General features: G+C 62.0%; 15 protein-coding genes. 8 read left to right on the top strand and 7 right to left on the bottom strand.

Annotated features, from left to right (window positions below; all coding sequences use genetic code 11):
* Positions 1–211 precede the first annotated feature (211 nt).
* Complete coding sequence (locus tag ACOQOT_RS04245) at positions 212–916, bottom strand: SOS response-associated peptidase (RefSeq protein ID WP_420561131.1); 705 nt, start codon at positions 914–916, stop codon at positions 212–214.
* A gap of 155 nt (positions 917–1,071) precedes the next feature.
* On the opposite strand from ACOQOT_RS04245, the gene ACOQOT_RS04240 reads away from it, so the two are divergent.
* From ACOQOT_RS04240 to ACOQOT_RS04210, 7 genes are all read left to right on the top strand, one after another.
* Complete coding sequence (locus ACOQOT_RS04240) at positions 1,072–1,587, top strand: Fur family transcriptional regulator (RefSeq protein WP_420561130.1); 516 nt, start codon at positions 1,072–1,074, stop codon at positions 1,585–1,587.
* An 18-nt stretch (positions 1,588–1,605) separates the two neighbouring features.
* On the top strand, positions 1,606–2,013 hold the full coding sequence (locus ACOQOT_RS04235; RefSeq protein ID WP_420561129.1) for a hypothetical protein: 408 nt from the start codon (positions 1,606–1,608) through the stop codon (positions 2,011–2,013).
* Positions 2,014–2,146: 133 nt separating this feature from the next.
* A complete protein-coding gene (locus ACOQOT_RS04230; RefSeq protein ID WP_420561128.1) occupies positions 2,147–2,728 on the top strand; it encodes a hypothetical protein in 582 nt (193 codons plus the stop codon).
* Positions 2,729–2,884: 156 nt separating this feature from the next.
* Positions 2,885–3,667, top strand: coding sequence for an SDR family NAD(P)-dependent oxidoreductase (locus ACOQOT_RS04225; RefSeq protein WP_420561127.1), 783 nt, complete (start codon positions 2,885–2,887; stop codon positions 3,665–3,667).
* A 69-nt stretch (positions 3,668–3,736) separates the two neighbouring features.
* Positions 3,737–4,207: a MarR family winged helix-turn-helix transcriptional regulator gene (locus tag ACOQOT_RS04220; RefSeq protein WP_420561126.1), complete on the top strand. Its 471-nt coding sequence runs from the start codon at positions 3,737–3,739 to the stop codon at positions 4,205–4,207.
* Between the two features lie 101 nt (positions 4,208–4,308).
* The gene (locus ACOQOT_RS04215) at positions 4,309–4,764 is read left to right on the top strand and encodes a TIGR02301 family protein (RefSeq protein ID WP_420561125.1); all 456 of its coding nucleotides are present in this window, start codon (positions 4,309–4,311) and stop codon (positions 4,762–4,764) included.
* Positions 4,765–4,991: 227 nt separating this feature from the next.
* Positions 4,992–5,306 carry a hypothetical protein gene (locus tag ACOQOT_RS04210; RefSeq protein ID WP_420561124.1) on the top strand — a complete coding sequence of 105 codons (315 nt, stop codon included), beginning with the start codon at positions 4,992–4,994 and terminating at the stop codon, positions 5,304–5,306.
* 72 nt (positions 5,307–5,378) lie between these two features.
* Here the strand turns inward: ACOQOT_RS04210 and ACOQOT_RS04205 are convergent, their stop codons facing one another.
* From ACOQOT_RS04205 to ACOQOT_RS04190, 4 genes are read right to left on the bottom strand one after another with little or no spacing between them, the layout of a single operon-like run.
* Complete coding sequence (locus ACOQOT_RS04205; protein WP_420561123.1) at positions 5,379–6,923, bottom strand: acetolactate synthase large subunit; 1,545 nt, start codon at positions 6,921–6,923, stop codon at positions 5,379–5,381.
* Between the two features lie 31 nt (positions 6,924–6,954).
* Complete coding sequence (locus tag ACOQOT_RS04200) at positions 6,955–7,596, bottom strand: LysE family translocator (RefSeq protein ID WP_420561122.1); 642 nt, start codon at positions 7,594–7,596, stop codon at positions 6,955–6,957.
* Between the two features lie 58 nt (positions 7,597–7,654).
* Entirely contained in the window at positions 7,655–9,505 is a 1,851-nt protein-coding gene (locus ACOQOT_RS04195) for an AMP-binding protein (RefSeq protein WP_420561121.1), read from the bottom strand.
* 42 nt (positions 9,506–9,547) lie between these two features.
* A complete protein-coding gene (locus ACOQOT_RS04190) occupies positions 9,548–10,540 on the bottom strand; it encodes an MDR family oxidoreductase (RefSeq protein ID WP_420561120.1) in 993 nt (330 codons plus the stop codon).
* A gap of 186 nt (positions 10,541–10,726) precedes the next feature.
* Between ACOQOT_RS04190 and ACOQOT_RS04185 the strand changes: the two genes are divergently transcribed.
* The gene (locus ACOQOT_RS04185) at positions 10,727–11,167 is read left to right on the top strand and encodes a VOC family protein (RefSeq protein ID WP_420561119.1); all 441 of its coding nucleotides are present in this window, start codon (positions 10,727–10,729) and stop codon (positions 11,165–11,167) included.
* Positions 11,168–11,186: 19 nt separating this feature from the next.
* On the opposite strand, the gene ACOQOT_RS04180 is transcribed toward ACOQOT_RS04185, so the two are convergent.
* Positions 11,187–12,521: a dihydroorotase gene (locus tag ACOQOT_RS04180; protein WP_420561118.1), complete on the bottom strand. Its 1,335-nt coding sequence runs from the start codon at positions 12,519–12,521 to the stop codon at positions 11,187–11,189.
* A complete protein-coding gene (locus ACOQOT_RS04175) occupies positions 12,518–13,480 on the bottom strand; it encodes a glycosyltransferase family 9 protein (protein WP_420561117.1) in 963 nt (320 codons plus the stop codon). The genes ACOQOT_RS04180 and ACOQOT_RS04175 overlap by 4 nt, the downstream gene beginning before the upstream one ends.
* Between the last annotated feature and the right edge of the window lie 93 nt (positions 13,481–13,573).

The raw sequence follows: 13,573 nt of genomic DNA, 5'->3' as shown, positions 1-13,573 counted from the left end.
GGCCGGCTGCCTGTTGAAACGGCGTGTTGAGGCGGGCCGGAACGCGTCCACTATATCCCAAAAAATGCGGGCCTGTGGAGTATGAAGCAGCGCGCGCCGCCCTTCCCGCGCCAATTCGGGCATTTTCGCGCCCTTTGGCCCGGCGCTCAGCAATCTCTCAAAGAGAATCACGCAGGTGCTTAAAAAATGAACGGCCCCTCACATAAAGCCGTCACAAAAGGCTGAGCTGCCCCGGCCCGCTATCCGCCGCGACCGGCGCCATCAGGCTTTCATCGTCATTCGCCACTTTGTTGACGCGGGTACTGACAGGATGGAAAGCAAGCGCGGGCGCGCCCGGCTCATAAAGCAGTTTCACCGCATCGGCAGGGCGCACATTTTCCGTATCGAGCCAGGCATCCCAGGCGCTTTCATCCAGAATGGCCGGGCTGCGCGGATGAATGGGGGCAAGCCCGCCTTTGGCGGCCACGGTAACGATCGCCGCGCTTTCGATCTGCGAGCCGTCCGCGCCCATCCAGTCCTCCCAGATCGCCGCCATGGCGAAGGGGCCGCCGCTTTTCAGGTGAATGAAATAGGGCTGTTTGGTGCGGATGTCCCATTCGTAAAACCCGTCTGCGGGAATGAGCGCCCTTCTGTGGCGGATGCCCCCTCTGAAGGAGGGTTTTTCGAGGATCGCTTCGGCCCGTGCGTTGATGAGCACGCTGTCCGGAAATTTCTTCATCCAGCCCGGCACGAGCCCCCAGCGCATGAGCGAGAAATGCCGCGCCCCGTCCCGCGTGTGCCCCTCGCCCGTATGAATAACGGGCACGGGCTGGGTGGGGGCGATGTTCCGGCGCGGAGGAAAATTCGGCTGCTCGGGAAACCCGAACAACTCTTTCATCGCCTGAGGCGGGGTGGTGATGACGAAGCGACCGCACATGGGCGAAGACTAGGAGATTCGCCGCAAGCGCGCATCAAAGCGCCGGCCGGGCCACGCATCCGTGATGATGCTTCGAAAAAGCGATAAACCCACATTATGCTATACTGGATGTTATTATGGCGCCCCGCGACGGGTGAAACAGCAAGGAAGACGTTTTGGCGCCCAAATCCTCGACCGTGAAAAAACCGGCGGCAGCCGCTTTTACCCCGCACGATCATTCGCTTTGCGTGGACGATGCCCTTGCCCGCGCGAGGGCACTTTGCGATGCCGCCGGGGTGCGCCTCACGCCCATTCGCGAGGAAGTACTGCAAATCGTCTGGAGTTCGCACCGGCCCATCGGCGCCTATGACGTGCTCGCCAAGCTCGGCAAGAAGCACGACAATCCCAAACCGCCCACGGTTTACCGCGCGCTCGACTTTCTTCTGGAACAGGGGCTTGTCCACCGCATCGAATCGCTGAATGCCTATATCGGCTGCAGCCATCAGGATCTGGGCAGCATGGGCGCCCATAGCAGCCAGTTCCTGATCTGCCGGTCCTGCGGCAATGCCAAAGAAATCGCGGACCCCGCCATCGGCGAGGCCCTGCAGAAAGTGGCGGCGGCGGAAGGGTTTAAACAGGAAAAGCGCATGATCGAAATTACCGGCCTCTGCCGGGATTGCGCGGCAAGTTAGCGGAACGGATTTCACGGCATGCGTAAAAACGATTATGGCCGCTCGGCCTTCCGGCGGGCGATGCTTCCCGCCCTCGCCCTTTTCCTCCTGACACCTGAAACGGAAGCCGCCGGGATCGGCGCCCGCAACGGACCTTTCGTGCTGACGGATAAAAACCTCAGCGACCTTATCGTTAACGGTTATGAGATCCGCACCACCCTCGGCAACAGTCTGATCGTTCAAAAAGGCACATCGGTTTTCTCCTGCTCCTTTGCGACGGACGCCGAGAAACTCTCTTTCAAACCCTATTTCCAATGCGCCGAGCTGCGCGAGGAAGGCAGGCTGGGCGCGGGAATCAGCCAAAATATCCCATCGGGTGATGCAGCCGGAGGGGCCAAGCAAAGCTCCGGCGGTGCCTCCCGCCTCCTCCCCAAAAATGCCCGCTGAAACGGCTATTTTCGGTATTTCCAAACGAAATGATTGTTAACCACTGACCGCTAGTCTCGGCCCGAGGAAGCACGCGCCGGCCCCGCCGGCAGCGGGCTATGAGGAGTATGCTCACAACGGGGGCCCGCACGCCTTGACCGGCGCAGACAAACAAACCGCCAGCACCGCGCAGCCAGACTCCGCCCGCCCCATCGGCGGGATCGGCTATCCGCGCACGCTCGGCAAAGTCGCGCGCGGCAAGAACATCCATGAAGATACTCTTCTGGCCACGGACTACCTCAACCATTTCAACGAAATCGTCATGCTGCTCGACATGGTCGCGGATATTCCCGAATGCATGGAAGATGCGCGCGAGTGGCAGCCCAAAAGCTATGCGGACCATTTCCGCGATTCCTGTTTTCAGGACAAGGAACTGGCGATCCTGGCCTACGAAAACGCGCCCATACGCTACCGCCTGCCTTTCGACCATCTGGTCGCGCAGATGGATGCGACGGCGCTTGCCGGTTTGAAAGCCATCGAAGCGGCGATCGCGGCGGGCGATGAGGTGCGCACGAAAAGCACCGTCGCCGCGGTGACGGGGCAGCTTCGCCAATATATCGATCTGACCAGCGCCATCATCAACGGCCACAACATGACATCCGAGCAGGACGAGATCGACGCGCTGCTTGCCAGCGAAGATGTGGACGATCTGGCCGCCCTCCTGAAATCCTCCTGAGCTTCATATCCTCACGGCGCAAGGCCCCGCTGCCCCTGCGGAAGGGGCATTTGCGCCGATAAATCCCGCCTTCCTTGCTGGCAAGCGCCTCGGCAGTGTTATAGTCCTGCCTTCAGAACTGCCATGAAAACAAGAAGCCAATCAGGGGAGGCTCTCATGACCTACAAACCTTTCGATCTGACCGGCAAGGTCGCGCTCGTCACCGGCGGCAACCGGGGCATCGGGCTCGGCATGGCCGAAGCGCTGGCCCAATCCGGCGCCGATGTCGCCATCTGGGGCACCAATGAAGAGCGCAACGCGGACGCGGTGAAAAAGCTCGAAGCGCACGGCGTGCGCGCCTATGGCCGCAAGGTGAATGTGGCGAACGAGCAGGAAGTCGTGGACGGCATGCTGGAAACCGTTGCCGCCATGGGCCGTATCGATTCCATCTTCGCCAATGCCGGCATCGGCTACGGCGCCCCCTCCTTCACCGAAATGTCCACGGAAGTTTACCGCAAAGTGCTCTCGGTCAATCTCGACGGCGTGTTCTGGACGCTGCGTGAGGGTACGCGCCACATGGTCGAGCGCGCAAAGAACGGCGACCCCGGCGGTTCCATCGTCGGCATTGCCAGCCTTGCCGCCATCGAAGGGGCAGCCCGCAATCAGGCTTATGCGGCCACGAAAGGCGCCGTCATTTCCATGATCCGCTCCACGGCGGTGGAATTTGCCCGTCACGGCATCCGCGCCAACGCCATTCTGCCGGGCTGGATTGCAACGGACATGACCTCGCAGGCGCAGGCCGCGCCCGCCTTTGCCGAAAAGGTCATCCCCCGCGTGCCGATCCGCCGCTGGGGCGAGCCGGAAGATTTCGGCGGCATGGCCGTCTATCTCGCCTCCGATGCCTCGGCCTATCACACGGGCACGACGCTGATCATCGACGGCGGTTATTCGATTTTCTAACAAACACGCGGGGACCGGTGCTACCGGTCCCCGCGCTCCTTAGCGCAGGCTTTCTTCAAGGCGGGGCCGATGGAAGACCAGATCGACAGACGCCTCATCCTCGCGGCCCGGGCCGTGGTTTTTCTCTTCCGCGAATTCGAGCAGCTGGCGCGCCGGCACGACATCACCGTGCCGCAATACCGTTTCCTGATGTTTCTGAAGCGCGGGCCGAAGCGGGCGGGCGAGCTTGCGGTCGAAGCCTCGATCCGCAAACCCACCGCCTCCGCGCTTATCGCCGATATGGAGCGGCGCGGTCTCATCATGCGCGAGAAAGACGCCGATGATGCGCGCAGCGTCAAACTCCGCCTGACCGAAAGCGGCCTTGCCAAGCACCGCGAATTCGAGCTGGAACTTGCCCGTTTCCTACCCACCCTCCTTTACGAGGGAGATATGGAAAAAATACTCGATGCGCTCTCCGAGCTCGCCTATCTCCTCGACACCCGCCGCTATGAGGCCTCACCGCATCTGGCCGATGAAATGGCCGCGCCTCAGGACAATTGAGGGCTCCCCTCGCCGCCGCCTGCCGCTGGCCCCGTTTCTGCATCTCCTGCTTCACGAAGCTTTGAGAATTCGAAAAACGGAAAGGATGCCCGTTTCCAGCCATGCCCTGCGCCCGAAACCTGTCCCATAGCGGCTCCCATGGCCGCGCCCCGGCCCGCGCGTTCTGTGTCTTTTTGATACAGGCGCTCGTTGCCGGCGCCCTTCTTGGCGCGGGGCCCGCGGCCTATGCTCAAACGGGAGGCAAGTCCGGACGGGCGGCGGCTTATTGGGCAGATGTGCTGCGCGTCGCGGAGATTCTGGGCTCCGTTCACTATATGCGCGATCTGTGCGATGGCAGCGAAGGCCAGGTTTGGCGCGAAAAAATGCGCGAACTCCTGAAAGCCACCGAGCCGGATGAACAGACCCGCGAGCTCCTGGTCGGCCATTTCAACAGCGCTTATCACAAGGCCCGGATTGCCCATGGGCGCTGCTCGGGCAAGACGGTGACGGAAATCAACCGGCTTCTGGATGAAGGCGCGAAGCTCTCCGCCCGCCTCTCCGCCATCGCCCGGCCTTAACCATAATCGGGCGGCCTTGGCCGGATTTTTATTTACCCTCCCTTGCTTAACGCCGGGCGAGAGGTTAACCGTCTCCTATCTTTCATCGCGCAAGCCCGAAAAATTTGTGTTACAACAACACAAATCTGCAGACTTTGCCGGTCCCTTTTCGATCCAGGCAGCGTTTGTGTCATACGGAGGGTGCGGCCCGTCCGACTTGCAAACTGGAAAAGTGAGCACCCGTTTTAATGTCTAAAACCCGACCCACGCGCATGAGCCTTCTGTCCGATCTGGACGATGCGGATTTTGAAACCGAGGCCACCGACGCCCTCTTTCCGAGCGAAGATGAGCAGCGCCAGTTGGCGCTCGATCTCTTACTCGATGCCTGGGAAGAAGCGCTGCAGGCCGGCGCGTCCGCCGACATCGTGGCAAGCGCCGCGCTTTACGCCGCGTTCAGCGACATGGTCGATGTGCTGGGCGAAGATAATGTCGCCGACATGGCCGAGAATCTGGCCGACCGGATCCGCCACGGCGAATTCACGCTTCAGCGCACCCATCACTAAGTCTTAAAGCGCCGAAACGAAAAGCGCCCCGGCATAGCCAGGGCGCTCTTTTCTTTTGCGGCAATGCCTGCCTCAGACCACCGCTTCGATAAGATGCGGGCCTTTCGTGCGCATGCAGCGGGAAAACTGATCGGCGAATTCTTCCGCCGTTTCCGCGCGCATGGCCTCGACGCCCATGCCCTGCGCAAGCTTCACCCAATCAAGCTCGGGATTATGCAGATCGAGCATGGAAAGCGCCTTCGGCCCGGCATTTTCCGCGCCCACCCGCATCAGTTCCACATTGAGGATCGCATAGGAGCGGTTGGCGAAGATTACCGTCGTCACGTCGAGCCCTTCGCGCGCCTGGCTCCACAGCGTTTGCAGCGTGTACATCGCCCCGCCGTCGCCGTGCAGGCAGACGACCTTACGGTCCGGGCAGGCAACGGCTGCGCCCGTCGCCACGGGCAGGCCCTGGCCGATGGAGCCGCCGGTTAGCGAGAGGTGATCGTGCGGAGCGGCATTAGCGGTATAGATCGCCGGGCCGATGCCCGAGGTCGCCGCTTCGTCCGAAACGATCGCGCCTTCCGGCAGATAATGGCCGATGATCTGGCCCGCCGTGAAACTGTCGAGTTTGCCGGAGGGCAGCTCCGGCTTTTCGAGCGGGGCGACATGGGCCGGTTCTTTCGGCGCGCCGATGGCTTCGGCAAGCGCCTGAAGCGCGCCCACCCCGTCTTCATGGGCATGGGCGAGCATGAGAATGTCGCAGCCCTCCGGCGTCAGCCAGCTCGCCTTGCCGGGATAGGCAAAGAAGGAGACGGGCGGCTTCGAGCCGATAATGATCATCTGTTCGGTACCGGCGAGGTTTTCCTCGATCTGCTCGGCAAAATAAGGAAGCCGCTCGATGGCAACGCGCCCCGCCCCGCGCTGCAGGCGCGGCGTGAAAGTGTCGCAGATCAGCCGCGCGCCGGATTTCGCCGCGATGCGGCCCGCTGCCTGAAGCCCCTCTTCCTTCAGCGCTTCACCGCGAATGAGAATGACCGTCTTCTTGCCGTTCTTGAGCGCGCCGGCGGCCCGTTCCACCGCTTTCTCGCTCACAGGCGCAGGGCCGGTCACAGGCAAGGCCGGTGCCGGGCCGTCCGCGTCGAGCCAGGCAGTATCGGCCGGCAGGATCAATGTCGCCACCTGTCCCGGTGCCTGACGGGCAGCGGCGACGGCGCGGGCGGCATCGGCGGCCACATATTTGGGATGGCTCGATGAATGCACCCAGCCGGAAACCGGGGCGGCAAAGCCTTTGATGTCCGAAGCAAGCGGCGCATCATATTGCGCGTGATAGGTCGCATGATCGCCGACAATATTGACGAGCGGCGTTGAGGCGCGGCGGGCATTGTGAAGATTGGCAAGGCCGTTGGCGAGGCCGGGGCCGAGGTGAAGCAGCGTTGCCGCGGGCTTTTCCGCCATGCGGCCATAGCCATCGGCAGCCCCTGTTACCGCGCCTTCGAAAAGGCCGAGCATGGCGCGCATGCCGGGCACCTTGTCCAGCGCCGCAACGAAATGCATTTCCGAGGTGCCGGGATTGGTGAAGCAGACCTCCACGCCTGAATCCACCAGCGTCTGCACAAGACTTTCTGCACCGTTCATTCGTTCCGCTCCCTCTTTTTCGTCCGGCTCTTCACAGGAACCGTTCCCATAGTACACGTCCACTCACGCCGAGGCCGAACAGAATAATCAGCCCGGCGGAGACGTGATTGATGATTTCCAGCATCTTGTCGCTCATCCGGTTGCGGAAACGCCCGACAAAGCCGGTCAAAAGCGCCCACCAGAGTGCCGATCCGGCCACCACGGAAGCAACCAGCAAGAGCGCGCGGCCATAATCCTCGCTGCCCACGGTAAAACCTGCGATCCCGCCGAATATCGCCATGAAGCCCAGCATGGTGGCCGGGTTCGTGATGGTCAGGAAAAATGTCGTGCCGATGACAGGCAGAAGATCGCCCAAGGCGTTTTCCGGCAGGCTGTCATCGAGATGCGGCTGGGCAAACCAGGTGCGGATGCCAAGCGCGATCAAAAAAAGCCCGCCCAGCATTTGCAGCCAGAAGGAGTGCGTCTTCACGAACGTAATCGCCGCCGTCACACCGAAAGCGGCAATGGTCGCAAAAACCCCATCGCCAATGGCCGCGCCGGAACCGGAGGCAAAACCGTTCACCGCGCCATATTTCAGCGTCCGGCGGATGCAGATGAGATTGACCGGGCCGATGGGGGCGGCGACCGCCACCCCGACCAGAATACCGCTCACCAGGAGCGTCAGATATTCCATGCCCGGTCTCTTCCTCTTTCCGGCGTGCCTTTTACGGCGCGGCGACCTTGCGCCCCGCTTACTTGCCGACAACCACCACGTCGTTGCCGGGCGGGTCCGCATAGAGTTTTTCAACCAGATCGGCGCGCCGCGCAAGGGCGGTGGACTGGTTGATATAGCCTTTATCCGTCAGCTCCCCCGCATCGATGCTGGGCGGCTCGCTCATCAGCATCGCCCGGCTAACCCGCGTCGAAGAACCTGGATTCGTGCTGTTGTGCTTGGCAAGGCCCGCGCCCAGCTTTTCGAGTACGCCCTGATGGGTGATCAGCTCTTCCGGTGCGAGGTTCTCATCGCCTGCGCATTGGCGGCAGGCGGGAATATTCGGGAAACCCAGAATGCCGATATATTCCTTGTCGAGCCCGGTCACGAGCGCGTCCTGCAACAGGCCGCCCGCCGCCTCGATAGCTTGCACGCGCAGACGCCCCGCACTCACCCAGGTGCCGGTGGAGAGTTTAAAGTCTTCGGCGACGCGCCCGTCGAAGACCAGCCCTTCTTCGGGCCGGTTCTCATCGACGAATTTCGCCGCATCGCCCAGCCGGTAGAAGCCTTCTTCGTCGAACGCCTCCGCCGTCTTTTCCGGGTTCTTGTAATAGCCCTTGGTGATGCAGTCGCCTTTGACGCGTACTTCGAGCTTGGAGCCGGTGGGCACGAGTTTGAGCTCGATGCCCGGCAGCGGCAAGCCGAGAAGGCCCATGCGCTCGGTTTCCCAATGCACGTTCATGATGGTGGGCGCGGTTTCCGTCGCCCCATAGCCGGAGGAAAAGACGATCCGCTCGCCGGTAATGCGCACCGCGACTTCCTGAATGCGGTCGTAAAGGTCCTGGCTGAGGGCCGCCCCGCCATAGGCAAGCGTGCGGATATTGGAAAAGAAGTTGCGTGCCAGATCGTCGTCTTTTTCAAGCTCCGGCACCAGCATGCCGTAGGCGGCCGGTACGTTGGAATAAGAGGTCGGCGCGATCTCGCGCAGGTTCTGCAGCGTTTCCTCAAACTGCCCCGGCACCGGGCGGCCGCCATCGATATACATCGTGCCGCCGGAGGTGAGCAGATTGTTCAGGATCGCATTGCCGCCGAAACAATGGTTCCAGGGCAGCCAGTTGAGCATGACCGGCACACGGTCGGGCTCTTCATCGACGACGCTCGAGGGCATCACCGCATTGGTGCACATCATGAGCTGCGTGGTGATGACGGCTTTCGGCATGCCGGTGGAGCCGGAAGTGAAGAGATATTTCGCGACCATATCATCGCTAAGCCGCGCATAGCTTTCCTCGACAGCGTTTGCCGGGCGCGTTTCAAGGAGCGAGGCAAAAGGTGTTCCCGCCCCCCCGTCGACGCTGACGACTTCCACGCCATCCAAATCGAGCGCGGCCAGCGCTTTTGCGAAAGGTGCCGCTTCCTGCACGAAGATGAGCTTCGGCTCGACGAGGTTCACCACATATTTCAGCTTGTCGAAATCGCTGCTGATAAGGCTATAGGACGGCGAGACGGGCGCCACCGGCACCCCCGCCAGAATGGCGCCGTAAGTCAGCAGCGCATGTTCGAGCGAGTTGGCCGAGAGGATCATCACCGGCTTCGTCTGATCGAGACCGCGGTCGAGCAATGCCTGGGCGATTGCATTCACCTTGGCATTTGCGTCCTTATAGGACAGCAGCTCCCACGGGCCGTATTTCTCCCCCGCCGCGGGCGTTTTACGCTTGCCGAGCCAGGTTTGATCCGGGCGCTCTTCGGCCCAGCGGCGCAAAGGCTCGATCAGGTTCGCTGCGCGCGGCTTCAATTCATGAGGGTTGGCCAGAATGATCGAGCCGTCTGCGCGGCGTTTCACATCTACCCGCCGTTCCAAATATCGCGGATCGCGAAAGGCCGGTTTGTTCATGGCCTCTTCCTCCCAGAGTTCGTTTCTTTGTTGTTGAATGCCTTACGCCTTGACGTCGATCACCATGCGCCCGCGCACCTTGCCGGCCAGAATGTCCCCGGCCAGTTTCGGCAGATCGCCAAGCCCGGCCTTCGTCGTCATCGCGTCGAGTTTTTTCAGGTCGAGGTCCTTGGCAAGCCGCGCCCAGGCCTCTTCGCGGGCCGCTTTCGGCGCCATAACGGAATCGATGCCGATCAGCTTTACCCCGCGCAGGATAAAGGGCATGACGGTGGCAGGCAGATCCGGCCCCTGCGCCAGACCGCACGCCGTGACCGTGCCGCCATAAGCGGTTTGCGCGAGCACATTGGCAAGCGTGTGGGAGCCGACGGCATCCACCGCCGCGGCCCAGCGCTCCTTGCCGAGCGGTTTGCCTTTTTCGGAAAGCTCCGCGCGGTCGATGATTTCCGCTGCGCCGAGGCTTTTCAGATAATCGGCTTCCGAGGCGCGGCCCGTGGAGGCAAGAACCCGGTAGCCGAGCTTGGAAAGAAGCGCGATGGCAACGGAGCCGACGCCCCCGGCCGCGCCCGTCACCAGCACATCGCCGTCGCCGGGTTTAACGCCCTGCTTTTCAAGGCCAAGCACCGAGAGCATGGCCGTATACCCGGCGGTGCCGATGGCCATGGCCTGCTCGAGGGAAAGGCCCTCCGGCAGTTTCACCAGCCAGTCGCCTTTGACACGGGCTTTTTCCGCATAGCCGCCATGATGACCTTCGCCGACACCCCAGCCGTTGAGCACGACTTTGTCGCCCGGCTTGAAGTTCGGATTGTCCGAGGCGGTGACGGTGCCCGAAAAGTCGATGCCCGGAATAAGCGCGGGCTTGCGGATGATGGGCGAGGCGCCGGTCAGCGCCAGACCGTCTTTGAAATTGATCGTGGAGGCGGCGATATCGACGGAGACATCGCCTTCCATCAAATCGGCCTCGTTGAAATCCACGATCTCGGATTTCTGCCCGTCATCGGTTTTCGTCACCAGCAGCGCGCGGAACGTCTCGCTCATCAATGCCATCCCTCTAGACTTATGTACTGGGGGTCTTCACGCCCCCGTTTTACGGGGATTCCCCCGCGAATTTGGCCCTCACACGACCCCAAAACGCCCTCACGGTCAAGTCGCGCAATGGCCGGGCCCACCAAGGGCTGCTAGACTATAGGCGGCAGGGGATTCCTCAAACCCGGAGGCATCTTCATGAATGAAACCGAAACTGCAGGAACACGCGCCCTTTTCCGCCCGGCCTTCACCCATATGGCCTTTCATACCGCCGATATCGACAAAACGGCGACCTTCTACATGCGCTTTTGCGGCATGGAGAATGTGCATGAGCGGGAAAATGACGGTATCCGCGTGATCTGGCTGGCCGAACCCGGCAAGGAACATGAATTCGTGTTCGTGCTGATTGCAGGTGGCAGGCCCGATCCTCAGCCCGAGCACGATATGAGCCATCTTGGCTTTGCGCTGGACAGCCGCAAGGCGGTCGATGAGATTGCCGAGAAAGGCAAGGCGCATCTTTTCTGGGAGCCGCGGGACCTGCCCCCGCCGGTGGGTTATTTCTGCGCGCTTAAAGACCCTGACGGACGTGTGGTCGAATTTTCCTACGGCCAGCCGCTCGGCCCGGGCTATGAGGGCTAAGGCCGGTTGAGCGCCTAACTCACGCGCCCAGCGCTTCGAGGAAGCGCATAGGCTCGCCCGGCGCCGCGCCCAGAATTTCGTCTTCCCACATGACTTTGTGGCCGCGCACGATGGTGCCGATGGGCCAGCCTGTGACGGTCTTGCCGTCGAACGGCGTCCAGCCCGCGCGGCTTTCGATCCACTTGTTCTCGATCGTGTGCTTTTTCTTCATGTCGACAATGGTGATGTCGGCATCATAGCCGACCGCAAGGCGGCCTTTGCCGGCGATGCCGAAAATCCGGTTCGGCCCGTGGGAGGTCAGATCGACGAAGCGCTCGAGTGTCAGCCGGCCCGCGTTTACATGATCGAGCATGATCGGCACCAGCGTTTGCACACCGGGCATACCGGAAGGGGAATTGGGATAGGTGTGGGATTTTTCTTCCAGCGTATGAGGCGCATGGTCGGAGCCGATGACATCGACAATGCCTGCGGCCACGCCCCGCCAGATGCCCTCACGGTGATGGGCATCGCGGATCGGCGGGTTCATCTGCGCAAGCGTGCCGATTTCATCGTAACAGTCAGGCGCCACAAGAGTGAGATGCTGCGGCGTCGTTTCCACCGTCGCAATGTCCTTGTGAGCGGCGAGAATGTCCATTTCCTCGGCGGTTGAAATATGCAGCACATGAATGCGCTTGCCTTCCTCACGCGCCAGCTGCACGAGGCGCTCGGTGCACTGGATCGCGGCGATATGATCGCGCCAGACCGGATGCGTGTGCACATTGCCGGTTTCGGCAAGCGGGCGGCGCTCGCGCAGGCGGAACTCGTCTTCGGAGTGAAAGGCAGCGCGGCGGGTCAGATTGCGCAGCACCTCGCGCACATGATCATCGTCCGGCACGAGCAGATTACCGGTGGACGAGCCCATGAAAACCTTGATGCCGCAGCAGCCCGGCTGGCGCTCCAGCTCCGGCAGCTCCTTGGCGTTTTCCGTCGTCGCGCCGGCATAGAAAGCAAAATCGCAATACATACGGTGGCGCGCGCGGGAGACTTTATCGGCCAGCGCTTCGGGCGTCGTCGTCGGCGGCTTGGTATTGGGCATTTCGAAGACGCCCGTCACCCCGCCTTTGACAGCGGCGCGCCCGCCGCATTCCAGATCTTCCTTATGCGCCGCCCCAGGCTCACGCAAATGCACCTGGCTGTCGATAACGCCGGGCAGCACATGCAGGCCCTGCGCGTCGATCACTTCTGCGGCATCCGCTGCCCCGATCTGACCGATCGCCGCGATCTTCCCATCCTTGACCGCCACATCCCCCGGTCTTTGCCCGTCATGATTGACGATGATTCCGCCGCGGATCAGAAGGTCATAGGTTTTGCTCATCGGGGGCCGGCCTTTCCTCTTGTCTTCTCAAGCAATGTAACCGCTGCATCATAGACCGCTTCGACCGTCAAATCGCCCATCGCGCAATCGGGGCTGTTGCGGTCGAAGGCGGGATCGGCCTCGATTTCCTCCAGGCAGCGCGGGCCGCGCACAAAGGCGGCATGTTCGCCCCAGGGCGCATAGAGATTTTCCTGGGTGGGGCCGAAAAGACCAAGGGTGGGCGCCCCCGCCGCCGCTGCCAGATGCATCAGACCGGAATCATTACCGACATAAAGCGCCGCGCGCCTAAAACAAGCAGCCGCCGTCACAAGGTCGGAGCCCACCTGATCGATCAGCCGCTCTTTCGGGATCGCTTCATAAATCGGGCCGATCTGGTCCTGCTCGCCGGGACCGCCCTGGAGCATGATGTCCGCGCCGTCGAGCGGGGCGCCCGGCGCCGTGATCCGCAGCGCGAAGTCCGCATAGCGCTCCGAGGGCCACATTTTCTTCGGCCAATTGGCCGTCGGGCCGATGATGAGCACCTTGCGCCCGTCCGGAATGAGCTCGGCGGCGCGCGCCTCGGCCTCTTTCGTCAGCCAGACCGTGGGGCATGGCGGCGGATCGAGCCCCAGCACCGAGCCGATATGCGGCACCCGGTGGAGCGAATGATTGGGCCGCAGCACCCGGCGCCGCCAGGTGCGCAGCACATAGGACGTCGCCGAGCCGCGCAGGTCCACAACCATGGACCAGCGCTGCGCCCAGACCTCCTTCAGAAGGTCGATCCAATGACCCGAGCGGCGTTTCTTGCGCATCACATGGACATGCTCGACCTGGGGATTGGCGCGGAAAAGATCCGCCGGCCCCGGCCCGCAAGCCACGGTGAAGCGCGCGCCGGGATACTGCGCCATCAAATGAGCCAGCACCCCGGTGGTGAGAACCGCATCGCCCAAGTAACTCGAGCTGATAAAAAGTATACGCATCGACTTCTTTCATCCCCAGAAGCTCACCGGTTATACGAAGTCGCAGAACATGTGCCAAGCACTGCGATAGCGCTCACAATCCGGTAACCCCGT

It is taken from the genome of Tepidicaulis sp. (genome assembly GCF_965222285.1).
Taxonomy (GTDB): Bacteria; Pseudomonadota; Alphaproteobacteria; order Parvibaculales; family Parvibaculaceae; genus Tepidicaulis.
Note: the sequence above shows the minus strand (reverse complement) of the source record. Positions and strands in the feature narration are given on the sequence as shown.

Bases quoted from the DNA above. Each gene is read 5' to 3' on its own strand.
- ACOQOT_RS04210 (WP_420561124.1), top strand. From the start codon at position 4,992: ATGTCTAAAACCCGACCCACGCGCATGAGCCTTCTGTCCGATCTGGAC.
- ACOQOT_RS04245 (WP_420561131.1), bottom strand. From the start codon at position 916: ATGTGCGGTCGCTTCGTCATCACCACCCCGCCTCAGGCGATGAAAGAG.
- ACOQOT_RS04235 (WP_420561129.1), top strand. From the start codon at position 1,606: ATGCGTAAAAACGATTATGGCCGCTCGGCCTTCCGGCGGGCGATGCTT.
- ACOQOT_RS04185 (WP_420561119.1), top strand. From the start codon at position 10,727: ATGAATGAAACCGAAACTGCAGGAACACGCGCCCTTTTCCGCCCGGCC.
- ACOQOT_RS04175 (WP_420561117.1), bottom strand. From the start codon at position 13,480: ATGCGTATACTTTTTATCAGCTCGAGTTACTTGGGCGATGCGGTTCTC.
- ACOQOT_RS04190 (WP_420561120.1), bottom strand. From the start codon at position 10,540: ATGAGCGAGACGTTCCGCGCGCTGCTGGTGACGAAAACCGATGACGGG.
- ACOQOT_RS04195 (WP_420561121.1), bottom strand. From the start codon at position 9,505: ATGAACAAACCGGCCTTTCGCGATCCGCGATATTTGGAACGGCGGGTA.
- ACOQOT_RS04205 (WP_420561123.1), bottom strand. From the start codon at position 6,923: ATGAACGGTGCAGAAAGTCTTGTGCAGACGCTGGTGGATTCAGGCGTG.
- ACOQOT_RS04200 (WP_420561122.1), bottom strand. From the start codon at position 7,596: ATGGAATATCTGACGCTCCTGGTGAGCGGTATTCTGGTCGGGGTGGCG.
- ACOQOT_RS04215 (WP_420561125.1), top strand. From the start codon at position 4,309: ATGCCCTGCGCCCGAAACCTGTCCCATAGCGGCTCCCATGGCCGCGCC.
- ACOQOT_RS04220 (WP_420561126.1), top strand. From the start codon at position 3,737: ATGGAAGACCAGATCGACAGACGCCTCATCCTCGCGGCCCGGGCCGTG.
- ACOQOT_RS04180 (WP_420561118.1), bottom strand. From the start codon at position 12,521: ATGAGCAAAACCTATGACCTTCTGATCCGCGGCGGAATCATCGTCAAT.
- ACOQOT_RS04225 (WP_420561127.1), top strand. From the start codon at position 2,885: ATGACCTACAAACCTTTCGATCTGACCGGCAAGGTCGCGCTCGTCACC.